The organism is Limnohabitans sp. (assembly GCF_034680285.1).
GTDB lineage: Bacteria > Pseudomonadota > Gammaproteobacteria > Burkholderiales > Burkholderiaceae_C > Limnohabitans_A.
Genome location: NZ_JAXITC010000019.1, coordinates 1 through 16,271 on the forward strand (window position 1 = coordinate 1; position 16,271 = coordinate 16,271).

The window sequence follows — 16,271 nt, forward strand, 5'->3', positions numbered from 1 at the left end:
AAAAACGGCACAAGTCAGGTGATCGGTCAGTTTCGCGCGCTACGGCGGCAGTTTTCAGTTTGTTGTGCTTTCGGGACCCCATCGCTTTGTTTTTTTGTATTTCTGAGGAGTCCTCCATGGGCAATAAACTTTACGTCGGCAACCTGCCGTACACCGTTCGCGACGAAGACCTGCAACAGGCATTCGGCGAATTCGGCGCCATCACCAGCGCAAAAGTCATGATGGAACGCGACACAGGTCGTTCTAAAGGTTTCGGCTTTGTCGAAATGGGCAGCGATGCCGAAGCGCAAGCTGCTATCGCTGGCATGAACGGCCAGTCTTTGGGTGGCCGTAGCATCACTGTGAACGAAGCCCGTCCGATGGAGGCACGTCCTCCACGCACCGGTGGTTTCGGTGGTGGTGGCGGTTACGGCGGTGGCGGTCGTTCCGGTGGCGGCGGCTACGGCGGCGGTGACCGTTCAGGTGGCGGCGGCTACGGCGGTGGCGGCGATCGCTCCGGCGGTGGCGGCTACGGCGGCGGCGGTCGCGGCGGCTACTAAGCCCTGCACCCTGTCAACGGCACAAACGCCGTTACAAAATTTCTGGCTCAGCTCTCGTTGAGCTCAGACATCAAAGGCTTCAAGACTTCGGTTTTGAAGCCTTTTTTGTGGGCGTTACGCCATCCAAGCTGCTGACTAAAAGTCAAAAAGCCAACGCCACCCGAAGGTGGCGTTGGCTTTTGGGGCTTGTCTTTGTAGATCAGGCTGTTTTGGCAGCATCCAGATTGCGCAAACGGATGTGCAGTTCGCGCAATTGCTTCTCGTCAACAGGGCTTGGCGCTTGCGTGAGCAAGCACTGGGCGCGTTGTGTCTTGGGGAAAGCAATCACATCACGGATGGACTCAGCGCCGGTCATCAAAGTCACGATGCGGTCCAGACCGAAGGCCAAACCACCGTGAGGAGGCGCGCCATATTGCAATGCGTCGAGCAAGAAGCCGAACTTGAGCTGGGCTTCTTCGGGCGTGATCTTCAAAGCATCAAACACTTTTTGCTGCACGTCGGCGCGGTGGATACGGACTGAGCCGCCACCCATTTCCCAACCGTTCAAAACCATGTCGTAGCCTTTGGAGATGCACTTTTCAGGGGCGGTGACCATCCAGTCTTCGTGGCCATCTTTGGGCGCGGTGAAGGGGTGGTGCACAGCGGTGTAGCGCTGGTTCTCATCGTCGTATTCGAACATCGGGAAGTCCACCACCCACATCGGGGCCCAGCGGTCTTCAAACAGACCGTTGGCTTTGCCGAAGGCGCTGTGGCCGATCTTGATGCGCAGCGCGCCGATGGCGTCGTTGACGATTTTTTCTTTGTCGGCACCGAAGAAGATCAGGTCGCCGTTTTGAGCGCCCGAGCGCTCCAGGACAGCATTCAAAGCGGCATCATGGATGTTCTTGACGATGGGGGACTGCAAACCTTCACGGCCTTTGGACAGGTCATTGACGCGGATGTAGGCCAAGCCCTTGGCACCGTAGATCTTGACGAACTCGGTGTAGGCGTCGATTTCGCCACGGCTGATGCCTCCGCCTTCGACCGAGCCATTGGGTACGCGCAGGGCCACCACACGGCCGCCTTTCATGTTGGCAGCGCCAGAGAACACCTTGAAGTCCACATCGCCCATGACGTCGGTGACTTCGGTGAATTGGAGTTTGACGCGCAGGTCAGGCTTGTCAGAGCCATACAGGTGCATGGCATCTTGGTACGTCATGACTGGGAACTCGCCCAGGTCCACGCCAATGGTTTTGAGGAACACGCGCTTGATCATGCCCTGGAACATGTCGCGGATTTCTTCTTCGGTCAGGAAGGAGGTTTCGATATCGATCTGGGTGAATTCGGGCTGGCGGTCAGCGCGCAAATCTTCGTCACGGAAGCACTTGGTGATTTGGTAGTAACGGTCATAGCCCGCCACCATCAACAACTGCTTGAACAGCTGAGGGGACTGAGGCAATGCAAAGAACTGGCCATCGTGCACGCGGCTGGGCACCAGGTAGTCGCGGGCACCTTCGGGCGTGCTCTTGGTGAGCATGGGGGTTTCAATGTCCACGAAGCCGTTTTCATCGAGGTACTTGCGCACTTCCATCGACACTTTGTAGCGCAGCATCAGGTTGTTTTGCATGTACGGACGACGCAAGTCCAAAACGCGGTGCGTGAGGCGGGTCGTCTCGGACAGGTTTTCTTCGTCGATCTGGAAGGGTGGCGTCACCGATGCATTGAGCACGATCAACTCGTGGCACAGCACTTCGATCTTGCCGCTTTTCATGTTGTCATTGGTGGTGCCTTCAGGGCGGGCACGCACAACACCTTTGATCTGCACGCAAAACTCGTTGCGCACGTCTTCAGCGACCTTGAACATGTCAGGACGGTCTGGGTCACACACCACTTGGACATAACCTTCACGGTCGCGCAAGTCAATGAAGATCACGCCGCCGTGGTCACGGCGACGGTTGACCCAGCCGCACAGGCTCACGGATTCGCCCGTCAGGGCTTCGGTCACCAGACCGCAGTAGTGGGAACGCATGGACATGTTGTACTTTCAGGATTCGCAGGAACAGGATTCAAAAAGGGTCAAACAGACTTGGGCAATGGACCGTCGTTTGCAGAAGCAGGGGCAGGCGTGCCAGGCACCACCACACCCATGGAGATGATGTATTTCAAGGCATCGTCAACACTCATGTCCAGCTCGATCACATCGGCCTTGGGCATCATCAGGAAAAAACCTGAAGTTGGGTTGGGCGTTGTCGGCACATAAACACTGACCAAGGGCTGATCGAAGTGGCTTGCCACTTCGCCACCGGGCGTGCCGGTCAGAAATGCGATGGTCCAAGAACCATGTCGCGGGTACTGCACCAACAAAGCCTTGGAAAAAGCATTTCCACTGCCCGAAAACAAGGTGTCGGCCACTTGACGGACGCTGGTGTAAATGGTTCGCACCACAGGGATTCGGTTCATCAAACCATGCCAGCTGCGCAACCACCATTGGCCAAACATATTGGCCACAAACACACCCGTTAAAAAAATGAACACGGCCACAATGGCCACACCCAGACCGGGCACGCCCCTCAGGTATTCGGCACTGACGTGGATGCCAGGAATCAAGGTGTCAGCCGCATGCAGAACAGCCAAAAAGACGGCATCCAACAAACCGACCAACCACATGAGCACCCACACGGTGATAGCCAAAGGCAGCCAAACCAACAAGCCGGTGATGAAATACTGTTTGAAGCTGCGGTGTTTCATGATTTTTTGCAATCGGTGAGTTCAGGCACAAACGTGCTCAGTGGCAGGCGCAAGAAGCTGCGCAGCCACCCGCGCTCGATGTCGTTGCTGCGGGAGAAGCTGCAGCTGGTGCCGCAGACTCCGCGCTCGGTGAGGGTGCGGGGCTCGATACCACATCAGCAGCAGTGCCAGAAGCCGCAGGCACAGCAGCACCTCCGCCTTTGAAGTCGGTGGCATACCAGCCCGTGCCCTTGAGCTGAAAGCCTGGTGCGGTGAGTTGTTTGTTGAATTGAGGTGCCGCACAAACCGGGCAAACGGTCAGGGGGTCATCGCTCATTTTTTGCAGAACATCCTTGGCATGGCCACAGGCGTCGCATTTGTAGGCGTAAATGGGCATGGAGAGGTTCCTGGGAATTTTTTTCAACCCTAAATTGTAAGTCGAACCTTTGGTCTTCCCAGATATGCTCCGTCAGATGCCTCGCCCCGAACATCACAAGAGCCCCCCAGACAATGGGAAAGTTCCTTCTTATACAATCGCGCGATAGTCTGTTGGGTATTAGCATGCCCCACCATTTATGGAGTTCTAACGATCATGAACAAACGTTTTTTACTGACCGCTTTGTGTGCATTGACCTTGGTGGCGTGCGGCAAAAAAGAAGAAGCACCTCAGGCGCCAGCCGTTGCAGCAGCCCCGCCCGCCAACACCGAAGAAAAAGTGTTGAACATCTACAACTGGCCCGATTACATTACCCAAGACATGGTGGCGAATTTCGAAAAAGAAAGCGGCATTAAGGTCAACTACCAAACGTTTGAAAACAACGAAGCACTACAAGCCAAGTTGATCGCTGGTAACTCAGGCTATGACCTGGTGGTTCCAGGCGCTGTTTTTGCCAAATCCCAAATTGAAGCGGGTTTGCTGCGCCCTCTGGACAAGGCGCAAATCCCGAATCTGGCCAATCTCGACCCAGCCATCATGGCCAAGCTCGACAAGGTCGATCCAGGCAATTCACACTTGGTCCCTTGGGCCTGGAGTTTTACCACCGTCGGTATCAATAAAGCCAAAGTCGCTAAAGCACTAGGAAGCACCCCCATGCCCGAGAACGCCTGGGATCTGGTGTTCAACCCCACATACACTAGCAAACTCAAATCGTGTGGCATTGCCTACCTCGATTCGCCCACAGAAATTCTGCCACCAGCCCTGCACTACATTGGCAAAGATGCCTATTCTGCAGATGCAGCCGACCACAAGGCCGCAGGTGAGATGCTCAGCAAAGTCCGCAAAGACATCCGCTTGTTCTCCAGCACCATGATCGATGATCTGGCTGGCGGCAAAGCCTGTGTGGCCTTGGGCTGGGCTGGTGACATCAACATTGCAAGCGCACGCGCACAAGAAAACAAGAGCGGTCAGGAAATTGAAGCCTTGCTGCCCAAAACCGGTGGCCTGCTTTTCTTCGACAACTTGGCCGTGACCAAGGATGCAAAGCACCCCAACAATGCCATGGCATTCATCAATTATTTCCTAAAGCCAGAAATATCCGCATCTCTGACCAATGAGCTGAGCTATGCGACAGCCAACAAGGCCAGCGTGGCACAGGTCACCCCCGAAGTGGCGCAAAATAAGGCTGCTTTCCTGGATGAAGCAGCACTGCAGGTGGCGGTGTCGCCTTCCAGCCTGTCCAATTCCACACGCGAATCCATGACATCTGTATACACCGCCTTCAAAAAAGGCAAGTGAGCAATCATACGAATCTCCGTGAATCAAATCAGGCTGTGCACACGGGATGTGCACAGCCTTTTTCTTGAGTTGAGAAAGCTGACATGACGCTCTCTGTGCCCTCCGACAAAGCCGGATTTCTCCAGATTCAGAATCTGTTCAAGCGATTTGAGAGCGTGACAGCGGTTGACGATGTGTCGCTCACCATTGACAAAGGTGAAATTTTTGCCTTGCTCGGGAGCTCCGGTTGTGGCAAATCCACATTGCTGCGGATGCTGGCAGGGTTTGAGACGCCCTCATCAGGCCAAATCTTTCTGGGGGGGCAAGACATCAGCCAATTGCCACCTTATGAGCGCCCCATCAACATGATGTTCCAGTCGTATGCACTTTTTCCCCACCTCAGTGTTTGGGAAAACATCGCCTTCGGCTTGAGACGCTTGGGGATGGACAAGGACAGTACCGCAGAGCGTGTGAAAGCGATGCTTGATTTGGTACAACTGCAAAATTTCGCTAACCGCAAGCCACATCAGCTGTCCGGAGGGCAACAACAACGTGTCGCACTGGCCCGTAGCCTTGCACGTAAGCCACAATTGCTTTTGCTGGACGAGCCTTTGGGTGCACTGGACAAGAAACTGCGTGAACAAACACAGTTTGAACTGGTCAACATCATCGAATCGATTGGTGTGACATGCGTGATGGTGACCCATGACCAGGAAGAAGCTATGACCATGGCTTCGCGCATCGCCGTGATGAGCCACGGTCGCATCCTTCAGCTGGGGAACCCCACCGAGGTTTACGAAGCACCCAGTTGCCGTTTTGTGGCCGACTTCATTGGCAATGTGAATTTGTTTGAAGGGCATTTGTCGCGCACCGAAGCCAGTGAATCCGAACTCAACACGCCCCAAGGTCGTTTCACACTTGGCCCTGGAATCTCACACCCCCAAGGCATGGCCTTGGCATTGGCTGTGCGACCGGAAAAAATACTGATAGACAAACGCCACCCCATGGCCAGGTCCACCGATGCCGCCAACGTGGTCACAGGCGTGGTACGTGAGATTGCCTACATGGGCAGCTACAGCACCTACGTGGTGCAACTGCCCGATCAAAGCGTAATCAAAGCTACCCAGAGCAACCGCAGTCGCAACCACGAAGGAGACATCTTATGGGGCGATACGGTCTATTGCTCGTGGAGCACCCAGGCCGGGGTGTTGCTCTCCTCATGATCCAAATATTGTCTCAATTGCTTGAGCGGCTGCGTCTGGGTCGACGAACGGTGCTGGGTATTCCTTTTGTATGGCTTGCGATTTTCTTTGCAATGCCTTTTTTGATTTTGATGCGTCTGAGCGTCACTGACATGGGAGAGCAACTCAACCCGTTTGCCAGCTTGCTTTCTCACACCGAGGCGGATGGCTGGCAACTGCATCTCAAACTGAGCCACTACATCAGCCTGTTTGTCGATGACAGCGGAGACTTCGGTCAGACGCTTTACACAGAGTCATACCTGTTGTCGATGAAATATGCTTTCTGGACCACGGTTTTCTGCTTATTGCTGGGCTACCCGTTTGCCTATTTCCTGGCCCGCTCAGCCTCATCCGTGCGTCCAGTCTTGCTGCTCATGGTGATGCTGCCTTTTTGGACATCCTTCTTGCTGCGCATTTACGCTTGGAAAGGCATCTTGGCCGATCAAGGAATTATCAACAATTCACTGATGGCCTTGGGGCTGATCACAGAGCCAGTGCAAATGCTTTACACCGACATTTCAATGCTCGTGGGCATGACCTATGTTTACCTGCCCTTCATGGTCTTGCCGCTATACGCTACCTTGGTCAAACTTGATACAAGGCTGCTGGAAGCAGCCTATGACTTGGGCGCCAACCCTTGGAAGACATTCTGGTTGATCACTGTACCCCTGAGCCGCTCCGGCATCATGGCAGGCTCCATGCTGGTGTTCATTCCTTGTTTGGGTGAATTCGTGATTCCCTCCCTGTTAGGTGGTGCAGAAAATGTGATGATCGGCCGCGTGGTCTGGGACGAAATGTTCAGCAGCAACAATTGGCCCCGAGCATCGGCCCTGGCCATCATGATGATTTTGTGGGTCATCCTTCCACTGGCCTGGTTCAACGCAAGACTCACGCGTCAAACGCAAAGGGAGCACGCATGATGCGCCGTATCCAAGCGCACATTGGCAAAGTGTGGATGACCTGCATTTATGTTTTTTTGTATGCACCCTTGATGTTTTTAGTTCTATTCTCATTCAACAGCACCCGGCAAGACAGCCATTTCACCGGCTTTTCCTGGCGCTGGTATGAGGCGCTGGCCCGGGACTCTCGCCTATTAGAGGGCTTTTGGCTATCCCTCAAGGTGGCTTTGATCAGCGCATCATTCTCGGTGGTTTTGGCGACCCTGGCTGCTTATGCATTGGTCCGATACACACGCTTTAAAGGGCGCAACCTGTTCAATGCCATGCTCAGCGCTCCTCTGGTCATGCCCGAAGTGATCATCGGACTGTCACTGCTGCTGCTTTCGGTGGGGACGCAGCGGATTTTCGGATGGCCCGAACGCGGCATGACCACCATTGTCTTGGGCCACGCGCTTTTAGGTATGGCCTTCGCGACCGTGGTGATCCAGTCAAGGTTGAAAGAAATGGACAGGTCCATCGAAGAAGCCGCCATGGATTTAGGCTGCAAACCCAGCCAAGTGTTTTTTCTCGTGACATTGCCGAATATTTCGCAGGCGCTTCTGGCCGCATGGCTGCTGACTTTCACCTTGTCATTTGACGATGTGGTGATCTCGGAATTTTTGTCAGGCCCTGGGGTAACCACCCTGCCCCAAGTCATCTTCAGCTACGCCAGGCGCGGGGTTAACCCCTCTGTTTATGCAGCGGCCAGCTTGCTCATGCTGGTGGTGACATTGGCTGTGGTCAGTTTTGGGATTTACACAGCAAGACAAGCTCGTAAAGCGCGTCTGTCACTTACGGCTTGAATGAGCAGGCACTAAAGCATCCAACAATCGGGTTTCATTTGTTTGACCAATAGACCCAAAGCTGAAATACAAACAAGCTCGTGACGAAGCCCAAACATAGATAGAGGACTATCTGCAGCAAATGGTTTGTGCGGCGTTGTTCAGCGAACAACTTTTCCAGCTGATAGACGTCTTGTTGACGCGGCTGGTTAAGGTAATCGTGCAACAAGCGTGGCAACTGCGGCAGCAGTTTGGCGTAATGCGGGGCTTGGGCCTTGAGCTCTTCCCAGAGTTTTTTGGGCCCGATTTGCTCCAGCATCCAAGTCTCGAGGAAAGGCTTGGCCGTGCTCCACAGGTCCAACTCCGGGTCCAGGTCGCGGCCCAGACCTTCGATATTGAGCAGGGTTTTTTGCAACAGCACCAGCTGCGGCTGAATCTCAACCTGAAAGCGGCGTGAGGTCTGGAACAGACGCATGAGCACCATGCCCAGAGAAATCTCCTTGAGAGGCCGGTCAAAGTAAGGCTCGCACACTGCGCGGATGGCCGACTCCAGCTCATCCACCCGCGTCTCAGGGGGCACCCAACCGGACTCGATGTGCAGTTCGGCCACTCGCTTGTAGTCGCGGCGGAAAAACGCGGTGAAGTTTTGCGCCAGGTACTCCTTGTCGTACTCGGTGAGCGTGCCCACTATGCCGAAGTCCAAGGAGATGTAGCGACCAAAAGTCTCCGGAGCAAGGCTCACCTGGATGTTGCCGGGGTGCATGTCGGCATGGAAAAAGCCGTCGCGGAACACTTGCGTGAAAAACAGTGTCACGCCATCGCGGGCCAGCTTGGGGATGTCCACGCCCGCTTCGCGCAAACGGTCGACCTGGCTGATGGGCACACCATGCATGCGCTCCATGACGATGACCTCGGGATGGCAAAAGTCCCAGATCATTTCGGGGATCAGCACCAGATCCAGGCCTTGCATGTTGCGGCGCAGCTGTGCCGCGTTGGCGGCTTCACGCACCAAGTCCAACTCGTCGTGCAGGTATTTGTCAAACTCGGCAACCACCTCACGAGGCTTAAGACGTTTGCCGTCGGCGCTCAGGCTCTCAACCCAGCCCGCCATCATGCGCATGAGGCTCAGGTCTTTGTCGATGACAGGCAACATGCCCGGGCGCAACACCTTCACGGCCACTTCGCGAACGTCACCCGATTTGCCGCGCAAGGTGGCAAAGTGCACCTGGGCGATCGAAGCGCTTGCCACGGGCTGGCGCTCGAAGGTTTCAAAGATGTCTTCGACTTTGCGGTTGAAAGCCCGCTCGATCGAGGCCACCGCGATGGCCGAACTGAATGGCGGCACGCGGTCTTGCAGTTTGGCCAGTTCTTCAGCAATGTCGGGGGCCAGCAAGTCACGGCGTGTGGACAACACCTGACCAAACTTCACAAAAATCGGACCCAAGCGCTCAAGGGCTTCACGCAGACGCACGGCCCGTGGAGAGCGCAAATCGCGCCCAACCGACAGCACGCGCGCTAATACACGCAGCCATGGTTTTTGGAAGCTCGAGAGCACCAATTCGTCCAGGCCATAGCGCAAGACAATGAAAATAATGAAGGCACCGCGTCCAAAACGGCTCCAGCGCATCATGCTGCGCCGCCCGTGCGCAGTTCAGTGCCAGGGCGCTTAGCCAAAAAGCTGCGCAAAGCGCTCGCAGCTTGACGGGCAGCTTGCGTCAAAGTGTGTGCCGGCGCATCACCGATCAAACGGCTCAAGTCCTCCTCGGCGTCCCAGCGCACATGATCGATCAGCCAATTGACTTCGGCCGCCAGTTGCACATCGCCTTCAATGCGCACCTTGGGCTTGTCGCCCCGTGCCAAAGCCGACACCAGTGTTGAGGCCGACTCTTCGGTCACGGTCAGGCGCAAATCGAAGCCGTCAAATCGGCCGCGCTCCAGCAAGCCAGCAGGGGTCGGCGTCAATTGCAATTCAAACCGCTCCCACACCAGCGCGATACGCTGGTTTTTTTGGCGTGCCAACCGTGCCATGGCTTCTGGCTCACTTATCAAGACATGATTGAGAAACAGGACCAAACGGTTCACGGTTTCATCGATCACCCATTCAGGGGGGTGAAATGAAGTGCTGAACTGTTTGGCCATTTGAGCGGCCAGGTCGGGTAGCGCCTGAGCGGCCCAAGAAAAAGGGGACTGTGTTGCCATAATCCCCGATTATTCCCGAAAGTACAGGCCCCAAAGAGCCAGGGCTTTATTGCAGTGCTTGCACGCCAGCCACCAGCCAACCACCACCCTGCTTGGACTTGGTCATGTTCCAGACTTCGCGGAATGGGCTCGGGCCAGAAGCAGCATCCTCACGGATCATGCCGTTGAACTCAACACTGGCCATGTAAGCATCGGCCTGCTCTTCAATACCCAACAGCTGGGCGTCGAGCATGACCACCTCGGTCTTGTTAGGCTGGCCTGGAAATTGGGCTTCGCGCTCAGCCAGCTGGTTGCGGATTTCCACCACCATGGCGTCCGTCATCATGGAACGCAAGGCGCTGATGTCCGAACGATCCCATGCATCTTGCAAGGTCACGAAATTGCGCTTGGCGGCCGTGATGAAGCTGTCCACATCGAATCCAGCTGGGATGCCCCAAGTTTGCGAACCACTCAGACCAGAGCCAATGCCCGAGCCAATCATGGAACCGGTCGAGGCTGACGCAGCCGAGCTGTCAAAACGGGTGTTTTGACCTTCCCATGGACGGGCAGAAGCATCGTTGCCCACGTTTTGCGGGCTGTATTGTTTGTAAGTAGCAGGATTTTCTGCAGAGGCACCTGCACCTTGATAGGCCAAGCCACCCATTTGGCCAGCATTGCCACGACGTGCTCGCATGATCATGCCAATCACGGCGATCACAGCCACACCGATCAGCAAAGCCATCAGAATGTTGCCAAAGGCTTCACCCATACCTAGGGAGCTGGCCAACCAAGCCAAGCCCAGACCGGCGGCCAAACCACCCAGCATGGCACCCCATGGACGCTTGGGGGCAGCGGCAGCGGGGGCTGCAGCAGGCTTGGCAGCATTAGCAGGCGCCGCATTTTGTGCAGGTGCAGCCGGGGTTTGAGGCGCAGCATCGCGCTTGGTAACCTGGTTTGATTGCTGACCAATGGATTTGCCACCACCCATGCGGCGTGCGGCTTCAGCATTCAGACTGCCCAGTGCCATCACGCCTGCGAGCATCAGGGTCATCAACTTGTTGTTCATGGTGTCTCCAACTCAGGAAATTCAGTTTGCGGGCCTCAGCACTTGATGCCCATGTGCAAGGCTACCACCCCGGCCGATAAATTGTGAAAATCCACATGCCCAAATCCGGCATTTTTCATAAGGGTTTTCAAATCTTCTTGACTGGGATGCATGCGAATCGATTCCGCCAAGTAGCGGTAACTGTCGGCGTCACCCGCCACCAGCTTGCCCAACTGGGGCAATATTTTGAAGCTGTACCAGTCGTAAGCTTTTTCCAGGGGTTTGGCCACTTTGGAAAACTCCAGCACCAGCAATTTTCCGCCTGGCTTGAGCACCCGGCACATTTCCTTCAGCGCCACGTCTTTGTGGGTCATGTTGCGCAGACCAAAAGCCACGCTGACCACGTTGAAATGCGCGTCAGGGAAAGGCAGTTTTTCGGCATCACACACCAAAGTGGGCAAAGCCAATCCGTGATCGACCAAGCGGTCACGTCCAGTGGACAACATGGCTTCGTTGATGTCGGTGTGGACCACGCGACCCGTGGCACCCACTTTTTTGGCGAACGCCATGGACAAATCGCCCGTACCACCTGCGATGTCCAGCACCTGATCGCCCTCTTTGAGGTTGGCCACCTGCACGGTGTAGGCCTTCCACACCCGGTGCAAGCCCATGGACATCAGGTCGTTCATCACATCGTATTTGGACGCGACCGAGTCGAACACGCCACGTACATGCTTGGCTTTTTCTGTTTCATCGACGGTTTTGAAACCGAAATGGGTGGTGCTCATGCCAGGGCCCTCAATGTTGGTGACCGCAGCTGCCGCCTGCAGCAGCCTCGACCATCGGTGCATCGCGGCTCATGCCTGCGGCTTGCAAGCGGTCTTCGTATTGCTTCCACAAAGCGTCTTGTTGGTCGCCCAAAAAGTACAGGTATTCCCATGTGAACAGACCTGACTCGTGCCCATCGGTGAAAGTAGGCTTGACGGCGTAGTTGCCCACGGGCTCGATCTCGGCAATGCCGACCTCGCGCTTGCCGGTTTGCAGCACTTCCTGGCCTGGGCCATGGCCCTGCACTTCGGCGGAAGGCGAGTACACACGCATCAGCTCAAAAGGGATGCGAAACTGCGCACCATCGGAAAACCCAATTTCCAGAACCCGGGTCTGACCGTGCACCGTCAAGGACTCGGGGGTGGGCATGTCTTTTTTCAATCCGGCCATGTTCCGCTTTCAGATTTAAACCAGCACACGTTCGATGCCGCCCGCATTGGCAGCACTCACGTACTCGGGCATCCACTCTTCGCCGAGGATGTGTTTGGCCAACTCGACCACGATGTAGTCGGCTTCGAGCAGGCCGTTTTTCATGTCGTCGCCAAAGCGCGACAAGCCTTGCAGGCAGCTGGGGCAGCTGGTCAAGATTTTTACGTTGGCCTGGGGGGCCAGCGCACCGCTGCTGCGCAAAGCGGCTTCGCCTTTGAGCAGCTCTTCTTCCTTGCGAAAGCGCACCTGGGTTGAAATATCTGGGCGCGTCACGCCCAGCGTGCCCGATTCTCCGCAGCAGCGTTTGCTTTCCAGCACGTTGTCACCCATCAAGGCCTTGACGGTCTTCATGGGCTCTTGCTGCTTCATGGGACTGTGGCAAGGGTCGTGGTAGAGATAGGCACCGCCCGCATCGAGCTTCATGCCTTTTTCGAGCAAAAACTCGTGGATGTCGATGATGCGGCAGCCCGGGAAGATCTTGTCGAACTGGTAGCCCTGCAACTGGTCGTAGCAAGTGCCGCAACTCACCACCACGGTCTTGATGTCCAGGTAGTTGAGCGTGTTGGCCACGCGGTGGAACAGCACACGGTTGTCGGTGATGATCTTCTCTGCCTTGTCGAACTGGCCCGAGCCTTTTTGCGGGTAACCGCAGCACAGATAGCCCGGTGGCAACACCGTCTGCACGCCCACATGCCAGAGCATGGCTTGGGTGGCCAAACCCACCTGGCTGAACAGGCGCTCCGAGCCGCAACCGGGGAAGTAAAACACCGCTTCAGATTCAGACGTGGTGGCCTTCGGGTTGCGGATGATGGGCACGTAGTCGTTGTCTTCGATGTCCAGCAAAGCCCGCGCCGTTTTCTTGGGCAGGTTGCCCGGCATCTTTTTGTTGATGAAGTGGATCACCTGCTCTTTGATGGGCGCGGTACCCACCGAGGCGGGTGGTGCGCTGGTTTGCTTACGGGCCACGCCCTTGAGCAAACCAGCCACAAAACGCTGTGCACGCATGCCCACGCCGACCATGGCTGCACGCGCCAGCTTGATGGTCTCGGGGTTGGTGGCGTTGAGCATGAACATGGCCGCAGCGTTACCGGGGCGGAAGCTTTTCTGCCCCATCTTGCGCAGCAGGTTGCGCATGTTCATGGACACATCACCAAAGTCAATGTTGACAGGGCAGGGTGTCAGGCACTTGTGGCACACGGTGCAGTGGTCGGCCACGTCTTCAAACTCTTGCCAGTGCTTGATGGAGATGCCGCGGCGGGTTTGCTCTTCATAAAGGAAGGCCTCGACCAGCAATGAGGTCGCCAAAATCTTGTTGCGTGGGCTGTAGAGCAAATTGGCACGCGGCACATGCGTGGCGCACACGGGCTTGCACTTGCCGCAGCGCAGACAGTCTTTCACGCTGGCGGCGATGGCACCAATGTCGGACTGCTGCATGATCAGAGACTCGTGGCCCATCAGGCCAAAGCTGGGGGTGTAAGCGTGCGTCAGGTCGGCCGCATGCACATCGTCGCCCAGCCCCGTGAGGGCCGCGCCGCGCAGCAGCTTGCCTTTGTTGAAGCGACCTTCGGGGTCCACTTTGGCTTTGTAGGCGGTGAAGTTGGCCAACTCGGCGTCGGTCAAAAACTCCAGCTTGGTGATGCCAATGCCGTGTTCGCCCGAGATCACGCCGTCCAGGCTTCGGGCCAGCACCATGATGCGGGCCACCGCCTCGTGCGCGGTCTGCAGCATCTCGTAGTTGTCACTGTTCACCGGAATGTTGGTGTGCACATTGCCGTCACCCGCGTGCATGTGCAGGGCCACCCACACGCGGCCTTTGAGCACGCGCTGGTGAATGGCAGTGACTTCGGTCAGGATCGGCAGGAAAGCTGAGCCTGAGAAAATATTCTGGAAAGCCGGGCGAATTTGCGTCTTCCAGCTGGCCCGCAGGCTGTGCTCTTGCAGCTGAGGGAACAGCGCGTCGACATCGGTCAACCAGCCCTGCCACTGTGCACGCACCTCGCGTACCACCGCCAGGGCTTGCGCCACGCGGTCTTCCAGCAACTCGGCCGATGGGATGTCACTGGCATCGTCTTGCTTGCCCAAGGGCAGGTTTCCCTTTTGCAGGAAATCTTCCAACTCACGGCAAAACTGCAGCTTGTTGCGCAGGCTCAGCTCGATGTTGATGCGCTCGATGCCATCGGTGTACTCGGCCATGCGCGGCAATGGAATCACCACGTCTTCGTTGACCTTGAAGGCGTTGGTATGGCGGGAGATGGCGGCCGTCTTTTTGCGGTCGTGCCAGAATTTTTTACGCGCTTCGGGGCTGATGGCGATGAAGCCTTCACCACTGCGCGAATTGGCGATGCGCACGATCTCAGACGTGGCCTTGGCCACATCGTCGGCGTTGTCACCTGCGATATCACCGATCAGCACCATCTTGGGAAAGCCGCCGCGCTTGGACTTGGTGGAATAACCCACGGCCCGCAAATAGCGGTCGTCCAAGTGCTCCAGGCCAGCCATGACGGTGCCGGTGCGCTTTTGCTCGGCAAACATGAAGTCCTTGATCTCAACGATGCTGGGCACCGCCTCACGGGCATGGCCAAAGAACTCCATGCACACGGTGCGGGTGTGTGTGGGCATGCGGTGCACGACCCAGCGGGCGCTGGTGATCAGGCCGTCGCAACCTTCTTTTTGCACGCCAGGCAGGCCGCTCAAGAATTTATCGGTCACGTCTTTGCCCAAGCCTTCCTTGCGGAAAGTCTTGCCCGGGATCACCAGGGTTTCGGTGCGGATCGGGGTTTTGCCGTCAGCTTTGAAGTAGCGCAGCTCAAAGGTGGCCACTTCGGCGTCGTGGATCTTGCCCATGTTGTGGTCCATGCGAACCACATCCAGCCATTCGGCGTCGGGCGTGACCATGCGCCAGCTGGCCAGGTTGTCGAGCGCGGTGCCCCACAAAACCGCCTTTTTGCCGCCCGCGTTCATGGCAATATTGCCACCAATGCAGCTGGCTTCGGCAGAAGTCGGGTCTACCGCAAAGACAAAACCGCCGCGCTCGGCCGCATCGGCCACGCGCTGGGTCACGACCCCAGCTTCGGTGTAAATGGTGGGAATAGGGTGGGCGATACCGGGCAGGTCGACCATTTCGACCTCGGTCATGGCTTCGAGCTTTTCGGTGTTGATGACCGCGCTCTTCCAAGTCAACGGAATGGCGCCACCCGTGTAGCCGGTGCCGCCGCCCCGGGGCACGATGGTCAGGCCCAAATCGATACAGCCCTTAACCAACCCCGCCATTTCGGTCTCGCTGTCGGGGGTCAGCACCACAAAGGGGTATTCCACGCGCCAGTCGGTGGCGTCGGTCACATGGCTCACACGCGAGAGGCCATCGAACTTGATGTTGTCCTTGGCGGTCAGGCGCCCCAGGGTCTTTTGCACCTGGCTGCGCAGCTTGGCCATGCGGGTAAAACGTTCGCTGAACTGCGTCACAGCCTGGGCAGCCATGGCCAGCAGTTGGCCCACCAATGCATCGCGGGCCGCGTCGGCCTGTGGCGTGCGGCGCTTTTGCACCTCAGCCAGGCGGTGCTGCAAGGCCTCGACCAGCAATTTGCGGCGGGCCGGGTTGTCCAACAGGTCGTCTTGTAAATAGGGGTTGCGCTCCACCACCCAGATGTCACCCAGCACTTCGTACAACATCCGAGCGGATCGACCCGTGCCCCGCTCTTGGCGCAGCTGGTTCAGCAAGTCCCAAGCCGATTCACCCAGCAAACGCAGCACGATTTCGCGGTCAGAGAAGCTCGTGTAGTTGTAGGGGATCTCGCGCAGGCGCGGCGCATCGGCGTCGGCTTGCATCAAATGTTGGAGCGTGGTGGGTGCATTCATGGGTATGGCGCAGTCA

At 56.8% G+C, this 16,271-nt stretch carries 14 protein-coding genes; 5 read left to right on the top strand and 9 right to left on the bottom strand.

Annotated features, from left to right (window positions below; translation table 11 throughout):
* Positions 1 to 116: 116 nt before the first annotated feature.
* Positions 117 to 539 (top strand): RNA recognition motif domain-containing protein, encoded by a 423-nt coding sequence (locus tag SWE17_RS14240; protein WP_100119240.1) that lies wholly within the window; start codon positions 117 to 119, stop codon positions 537 to 539.
* Between the two features lie 199 nt (positions 540 to 738).
* Here SWE17_RS14240 and aspS read toward each other — a convergent pair whose 3' ends face one another.
* The 3 genes from aspS to SWE17_RS14255 are packed head-to-tail and all read right to left on the bottom strand — an operon-like array spanning position 739 to position 3,642.
* Positions 739 to 2,553, bottom strand: coding sequence for an aspartate--tRNA ligase (aspS, locus tag SWE17_RS14245; protein WP_322993739.1), 1,815 nt, complete (start codon positions 2,551 to 2,553; stop codon positions 739 to 741).
* A gap of 41 nt (positions 2,554 to 2,594) precedes the next feature.
* The gene (locus SWE17_RS14250) at positions 2,595 to 3,266 is read right to left on the bottom strand and encodes a DUF502 domain-containing protein (protein WP_322993740.1); all 672 of its coding nucleotides are present in this window, start codon (positions 3,264 to 3,266) and stop codon (positions 2,595 to 2,597) included.
* Between the two features lie 37 nt (positions 3,267 to 3,303).
* The gene (locus tag SWE17_RS14255; RefSeq protein WP_322993741.1) at positions 3,304 to 3,642 is read right to left on the bottom strand and encodes an FmdB family zinc ribbon protein; all 339 of its coding nucleotides are present in this window, start codon (positions 3,640 to 3,642) and stop codon (positions 3,304 to 3,306) included.
* Positions 3,643 to 3,837: 195 nt separating this feature from the next.
* Between SWE17_RS14255 and SWE17_RS14260 the strand changes: the two genes are divergently transcribed.
* From SWE17_RS14260 to SWE17_RS14275, 4 genes are all read left to right on the top strand, one after another.
* Positions 3,838 to 4,980 carry an extracellular solute-binding protein gene (locus SWE17_RS14260; protein ID WP_322993742.1) on the top strand — a complete coding sequence of 381 codons (1,143 nt, stop codon included), beginning with the start codon at positions 3,838 to 3,840 and terminating at the stop codon, positions 4,978 to 4,980.
* Positions 4,981 to 5,063: 83 nt separating this feature from the next.
* Positions 5,064 to 6,182, top strand: a complete 1,119-nt coding sequence (locus SWE17_RS14265; RefSeq protein ID WP_322993743.1) for an ABC transporter ATP-binding protein — start codon at positions 5,064 to 5,066, stop codon at positions 6,180 to 6,182.
* A complete protein-coding gene (locus tag SWE17_RS14270; RefSeq protein WP_322993744.1) occupies positions 6,179 to 7,120 on the top strand; it encodes an ABC transporter permease in 942 nt (313 codons plus the stop codon). Before SWE17_RS14265 ends, SWE17_RS14270 begins: the two co-directional genes overlap by 4 nt.
* Positions 7,117 to 7,941 carry an ABC transporter permease gene (locus SWE17_RS14275; protein ID WP_322993745.1) on the top strand — a complete coding sequence of 275 codons (825 nt, stop codon included), beginning with the start codon at positions 7,117 to 7,119 and terminating at the stop codon, positions 7,939 to 7,941. Before SWE17_RS14270 ends, SWE17_RS14275 begins: the two co-directional genes overlap by 4 nt.
* A 34-nt stretch (positions 7,942 to 7,975) precedes the next feature.
* On the opposite strand, the gene ubiB is transcribed toward SWE17_RS14275, so the two are convergent.
* Genes ubiB through SWE17_RS14305 form a run of 6 tightly spaced genes read right to left on the bottom strand, consistent with a single transcriptional unit; the run spans position 7,976 to position 16,255 of the window.
* Entirely contained in the window at positions 7,976 to 9,550 is a 1,575-nt protein-coding gene (gene ubiB / locus SWE17_RS14280) for a ubiquinone biosynthesis regulatory protein kinase UbiB (RefSeq protein ID WP_322993746.1), read from the bottom strand.
* The gene (locus SWE17_RS14285) at positions 9,547 to 10,119 is read right to left on the bottom strand and encodes a hypothetical protein (protein WP_322993747.1); all 573 of its coding nucleotides are present in this window, start codon (positions 10,117 to 10,119) and stop codon (positions 9,547 to 9,549) included. The genes ubiB and SWE17_RS14285 overlap by 4 nt, the downstream gene beginning before the upstream one ends.
* A 46-nt stretch (positions 10,120 to 10,165) precedes the next feature.
* Positions 10,166 to 11,164, bottom strand: a complete 999-nt coding sequence (locus SWE17_RS14290) for a Tim44 domain-containing protein (RefSeq protein WP_322993748.1) — start codon at positions 11,162 to 11,164, stop codon at positions 10,166 to 10,168.
* Between the two features lie 35 nt (positions 11,165 to 11,199).
* A complete protein-coding gene (gene ubiE, locus SWE17_RS14295; RefSeq protein WP_100119247.1) occupies positions 11,200 to 11,931 on the bottom strand; it encodes a bifunctional demethylmenaquinone methyltransferase/2-methoxy-6-polyprenyl-1,4-benzoquinol methylase UbiE in 732 nt (243 codons plus the stop codon).
* Positions 11,932 to 11,941: 10 nt separating this feature from the next.
* Positions 11,942 to 12,361 (bottom strand): DUF971 domain-containing protein, encoded by a 420-nt coding sequence (locus tag SWE17_RS14300; RefSeq protein WP_322993749.1) that lies wholly within the window; start codon positions 12,359 to 12,361, stop codon positions 11,942 to 11,944.
* A 15-nt stretch (positions 12,362 to 12,376) separates the two neighbouring features.
* Positions 12,377 to 16,255, bottom strand: coding sequence for an FAD/FMN-binding oxidoreductase (locus SWE17_RS14305; protein ID WP_322993750.1), 3,879 nt, complete (start codon positions 16,253 to 16,255; stop codon positions 12,377 to 12,379).
* Positions 16,256 to 16,271: the final 16 nt, after the last annotated feature.

What these genes read in the sequence shown, in the direction of transcription:
- SWE17_RS14270 (WP_322993744.1), top strand. Translation starts at nt 6,179, where the DNA reads ATGATCCAAATATTGTCTCAATTGCTTGAGCGGCTGCGTCTGGGTCGA.
- SWE17_RS14240 (WP_100119240.1), top strand. Translation starts at nt 117, where the DNA reads ATGGGCAATAAACTTTACGTCGGCAACCTGCCGTACACCGTTCGCGAC.
- SWE17_RS14290 (WP_322993748.1), bottom strand. Translation starts at nt 11,164, where the DNA reads ATGAACAACAAGTTGATGACCCTGATGCTCGCAGGCGTGATGGCACTG.
- aspS (WP_322993739.1), bottom strand. Translation starts at nt 2,553, where the DNA reads ATGTCCATGCGTTCCCACTACTGCGGTCTGGTGACCGAAGCCCTGACG.
- SWE17_RS14260 (WP_322993742.1), top strand. Translation starts at nt 3,838, where the DNA reads ATGAACAAACGTTTTTTACTGACCGCTTTGTGTGCATTGACCTTGGTG.
- SWE17_RS14265 (WP_322993743.1), top strand. Translation starts at nt 5,064, where the DNA reads ATGACGCTCTCTGTGCCCTCCGACAAAGCCGGATTTCTCCAGATTCAG.
- SWE17_RS14250 (WP_322993740.1), bottom strand. Translation starts at nt 3,266, where the DNA reads ATGAAACACCGCAGCTTCAAACAGTATTTCATCACCGGCTTGTTGGTT.
- SWE17_RS14255 (WP_322993741.1), bottom strand. Translation starts at nt 3,642, where the DNA reads ATGCCCATTTACGCCTACAAATGCGACGCCTGTGGCCATGCCAAGGAT.
- ubiB (WP_322993746.1), bottom strand. Translation starts at nt 9,550, where the DNA reads ATGATGCGCTGGAGCCGTTTTGGACGCGGTGCCTTCATTATTTTCATT.
- SWE17_RS14300 (WP_322993749.1), bottom strand. Translation starts at nt 12,361, where the DNA reads ATGGCCGGATTGAAAAAAGACATGCCCACCCCCGAGTCCTTGACGGTG.
- SWE17_RS14275 (WP_322993745.1), top strand. Translation starts at nt 7,117, where the DNA reads ATGATGCGCCGTATCCAAGCGCACATTGGCAAAGTGTGGATGACCTGC.
- ubiE (WP_100119247.1), bottom strand. Translation starts at nt 11,931, where the DNA reads ATGAGCACCACCCATTTCGGTTTCAAAACCGTCGATGAAACAGAAAAA.
- SWE17_RS14285 (WP_322993747.1), bottom strand. Translation starts at nt 10,119, where the DNA reads ATGGCAACACAGTCCCCTTTTTCTTGGGCCGCTCAGGCGCTACCCGAC.
- SWE17_RS14305 (WP_322993750.1), bottom strand. Translation starts at nt 16,255, where the DNA reads ATGAATGCACCCACCACGCTCCAACATTTGATGCAAGCCGACGCCGAT.